Here is a 4,046-nt window from a genome sequence, read left to right as displayed (position 1 = left end):
GAGGATACGCGGACAATGCCGCCGATAATGCTGGCCGGAGGCGCAGCCGGCTCATCATCATGGGCGCGTGCGGCCTGAACCCGCTCGCGCGTCGAGGGGCCGCCTCCTTGGAACACCGCCAGGCGCTTGTCCGGCAGAACCTGACTGCGCAAGGCAATGGTCAGGCGCGACATGGCATCGGCTACCGGAGGCGGCGTGGGCACCGAAAGCTGCGAAAGCGCGTCGTCCAGCGTCAGGAGGTCGAGCAGAAGCTCCATCCCGTGCTCCGGTGCGCGCGAGGCATGGGCACCGTCTTCGCGGACCGTTTGCTCCAGCGCATGGGGCAGCCGCTTCAGAGCTTTGTTGCGCAGGCGCTCGCCCGTAACGCCGCCAAGGGCGCAACCGGCAACGGCGACGGCAACCAGTCGCTCCGCGCGCCCGCGCACCGAGAAGGGCGGACGCAAAAGCTGGTTGGCCTGACGGGCAAGGCTGTCGGCCAGACGCTGTGCATCGGCCGGAGCGGCATTTTGCGTCAGACGCTTGCCAGCGCAGGCCAGATTATAAACGCGGCGCGAGAGCACATCCGGCGACCACGAAAACGGCGACCAATCCGCAAAGGTCGCCAGCCACCCCAGGCTCATGGCCATGGCGTCCTGAACACCGCGTTCGCCCTGAGCCATCATCACCGGAAGCCAGTTGAAGCTGTGCAGTTCGACGGCAAAGGCACGGTTCGGTGTGGGGCGTTCCCACATCAGGCGCGGGTCGTCGGTATCGAGGCTGAGCCCCATCAGGGTCAGCTTGCCGCCCAGCAAGGGGCGCGGTGCCTCTTTAGGGACGGGTCGCAGATCCTTTGGCGTCAAGGCGAAACCCTGTCCCTTGGCGCTGCCCAGTGTCATCGGATAGCCGGGCAGGCCATAGAGCTCGACCCACAACTGGCGTGTGACCAGAACCTTGGCGATGGCACCGACGAGTGCGGGCGTTGTGCGCTGCGTTCCCTGAACGGGCATTGGGGTGCGCACGGGCGAACCCTTCAGTCCGGGGATGTGACCTTCGGAAAGAGGGGTTTCGCTGTCACGCGGGGCGAAGGGGCCGATGGGCTTCATGCCGCTTTCAGTGCCTGGATATTGGTGGCGTAGGCGTCCGGCCCACCCTTGAACACAAACGATCCCGCGACAAGGGCATCAGCGCCTGCCGAAACACAGGCTCCGGCATTTGCAGCAACCACGCCGCCATCCACCTGAAGATGTGCGTGCGAGCCGGAAGCATCGAGAATGGCACGGGCGCGCTGGATCTTGCGCAGGGAACTGTCGATAAATTTCTGACCGCCGAAGCCCGGGTTCACCGACATGATGAGCACCAGATCCACCAGATCGACGCATTCTTCCAGAACGCTCAAGGGGGTGGCGGGATTGAAGACCAGACCGGCCTTGGCACCCAGTTGGCGGATTTGACCGAGGGTGCGGTGGACGTGCGGACCGCTTTCGGGGTGCACGCTCATGATGTCCGCACCCGCGGCGCGATAGGCTTCCAGCCAGTTGTCGACCGGTGCCACCATGAGGTGGACGTCGAACGGCAGCGAGGTGTGCGGGCGAAGCGCTTTCACCACATCCGGACCGATGGTCAGGTTGGGCACAAAATGCCCGTCCATGACGTCGACGTGGATCCAGTCCGCTCCTGCCGCTTCCAGCGAGCGGATTTCCTCGCCCAGTTTGGAGAAGTCGCTGGCAAGGATGGACGGGCAGATCAGGGGAGCGGTGCGCTGGGTCATGAATGCAGGACTTACGTCTCTCGCGGGCGAGGAGCAAGGTGCCGTTGCCGCGACAACTTCATGCGGGTGGCCATTCGCGCTTCGTGAATGACAAGGGGTGGTCATTCACGAACAGGCGGCGTTGCAAGGCGTAACCTCGGTAGCGAGGCCGGGAGAAGGGTGGCCAGAAGGAGGCATCACCACATCACCACGGAAAAACGACATGCGCTTCCTGATCATTACCGCCGCCGCACTCAGCCTGTTTGCGACGACTTCGAATGCCCAAGACGCCGCCCGACTGACGCTGAATATCGAGACGGGTGAAACCACAGGCACGGTCAATATTGCAGTCTTCAACAACGAGCAGTCCTATGAAGGCAATGCACCGGTTCGCGTCCTGAGGATGGACGTCGCCAAGGGCGAGCATCAGGCAGTGATCGATGGACTCTCCGCTGGTGAATACGGCATCAAGGTCTTCCACGATGTGAATGACAACGGCCGGATGGACACCAACCCCTTCGGTATGCCGGTCGAGCCCTACGGGTTCTCCAACAATGCCGTCGGCAACATGGGACCGGCCAAATGGGACCGCGCTCGCTTCGATGTCTCGGGCGATACCGCCCACACCATCAATCTGCGCTGAGCGAGGGTGGCATGAACGTATCACGACGTATGTTTCTAGGAAGTTCGGCGGCCGCTGCGGCTGCGGCCGTTTTGACGCCTGACGTGGTCAAGGCAGCTTCTGCTTTGCAGCAGGCTCAGAACTGGGAACTGGCTACGGCCGACGTGGCAGGCGATATCTCTCCGCGGATGCTCGAGCTTGTGCACGGACGGGTACCTGCCGGACTGAAGGGTACACTTTACCGGAACGGGCCAGCCCAGTTCCGACGTCCCGGCGGATCGGCCCAGCACTGGTTCGATGGCGACGGCATGATCCGGCGCTGGCACATTGAAGACGGTCAGGTGCAACTGACGGCCCGCTTTGCAGACACCCGCAAGCGGCGTCAGGAGGAAGCTGCCGGTGCGATGCTGATGCCGGGGTTTGGTACGCTGGCCGATCCGCGCGCCCGCATCGGTTCGCCTGACGACGTCAATCCGGCCAACACCTCGGTCCACAAGGTGGGTGACAAACTGTGGGCCTTGTGGGAGGCCGGATCGCCGCTGGAAATGGACCCTGTCACCTTGGAAACGCGCGACTATGTGACCTTGCGCCCCGACCTGAAGGCCATGCCGTTCCTCGCGCACCCCCGCATCGAGCCGGATGGCACGATGTGGAACCTCGGACTCAACGGGCGTGGTGCCATCGTCTGGCGACTGGCACCGGGCGGCAGCCTTGTCGCGGCGGATGTGATCGAGCTGCCGACGGCCAGCTATATCCACGACTTCTCGGCAACGGCGCGGCATCTGGTGATCCTGCTGCAACCTTGGGTGCACAGCCGCAATACTCTTCCGCTGTCGCAGGCCTTTGAATGGAAGCCCGAGCTGGGGTCAAAGGTGCTGGTCATAGACAAGGATGACCTGAGCAAGCGCCGCGTATTCGAACTGCCCCCTATGGGCTTCTTCCATGTCGGGGACGCTTGGGAGGACGCCGACGGAACCATACGTTTTGACGTGGCCGCCCATTCGGACATGGATTTCGCTGCCCGTGGCGCTAGCGAGATATTGCACGGTGTCCCTTTGGATGAAGAGCCGGCCGAACTCACTCTGGTGGTCCTGACGCCAGATGGTCGCGGGCGACTGGAGCGCACCGGCATGATCGCCGAGTTCCCGCGCAGTGACCCGCGTCGCGCGGGGCTGGAAAGACGCTTTTGTATCCACACGACGGGCACCCGGAAGGGCACGCCACTGGCGTCAGCTATTGGCGTGACGGACTGGAAATCGGGCCGGACCCGCAGCTTTAACTTTGGCAGCGAGCATGTGACCGACGAGATGGTCTATGTGCCCAAACCGGGAGCCACTGCCGAAGAAGACGCTTGGTTGATCGGTCCCAGCGTCAACCTGAAGGCCGGTGTCAGCGAACTGCACCTACTGGATCTGGCGCGCATCGAGGACGGGCCTGTTTGTACGTGGCGGGCCGATGTCGCTCTGCCCGCCGCCTTCCACGGCAACTGGGTCTGATTACCACCAACCCGCTTCGCGCAGGGCGCGGGCGTAGCGACGGCTGACGGGGGCCAAGGTGCCATCGGGCAGTGTCAGGGTCGCACGTCCGTCGCCACGCGCGACATCGCGCACGGCGGCCCTGGCGACCCACCAACTGCGGTGGGTTCTTGATCCTTCGAGGCCGTCCAACTCATCGAGAGCATCGGACAACCGCATCAGA

4 protein-coding genes and 1 pseudogene are annotated in these 4,046 nt (G+C 63.7%); 2 read left to right on the top strand and 3 right to left on the bottom strand.

Annotated elements, in window-relative coordinates; translation table 11 throughout:
- Positions 1 to 1,082 (bottom strand): annotated as a pseudogene (locus OB03_RS05010) (heparinase); the annotation flags it as partial.
- Positions 1,079 to 1,747, bottom strand: coding sequence for a ribulose-phosphate 3-epimerase (gene rpe / locus OB03_RS05005; RefSeq protein ID WP_242912646.1), 669 nt, complete (start codon positions 1,745 to 1,747; stop codon positions 1,079 to 1,081). The pseudogene OB03_RS05010 and the gene rpe, both read right to left, overlap by 4 nt.
- A 202-nt stretch (positions 1,748 to 1,949) precedes the next feature.
- Here rpe and OB03_RS05000 point away from each other — a divergent pair, with 202 nt between their 5' ends.
- Both OB03_RS05000 and OB03_RS04995 read left to right on the top strand, forming a co-directional pair.
- On the top strand, positions 1,950 to 2,369 hold the full coding sequence (locus OB03_RS05000) for a DUF2141 domain-containing protein (protein WP_461343403.1): 420 nt from the start codon (positions 1,950 to 1,952) through the stop codon (positions 2,367 to 2,369).
- A gap of 11 nt (positions 2,370 to 2,380) precedes the next feature.
- Positions 2,381 to 3,844: a carotenoid oxygenase family protein gene (locus OB03_RS04995; RefSeq protein ID WP_461343402.1), complete on the top strand. Its 1,464-nt coding sequence runs from the start codon at positions 2,381 to 2,383 to the stop codon at positions 3,842 to 3,844.
- Here the strand turns inward: OB03_RS04995 and OB03_RS04990 are convergent.
- The coding region (locus OB03_RS04990; RefSeq protein WP_461343401.1) for a LytTR family DNA-binding domain-containing protein at positions 3,845 to 4,046 on the bottom strand (202 nt) is incomplete at its 5' end.

The organism is Brevundimonas sp. GN22, assembly GCF_054824005.1.
This window is presented reverse-complemented; position numbering and strand designations above follow the sequence as displayed.

Coding starts and splice junctions, on each gene's coding strand:
- rpe (WP_242912646.1), bottom strand. CDS start 1,747: ATGACCCAGCGCACCGCTCCCCTGATCTGCCCGTCCATCCTTGCCAGC.
- OB03_RS05000 (WP_461343403.1), top strand. CDS start 1,950: ATGCGCTTCCTGATCATTACCGCCGCCGCACTCAGCCTGTTTGCGACG.
- OB03_RS04995 (WP_461343402.1), top strand. CDS start 2,381: ATGAACGTATCACGACGTATGTTTCTAGGAAGTTCGGCGGCCGCTGCG.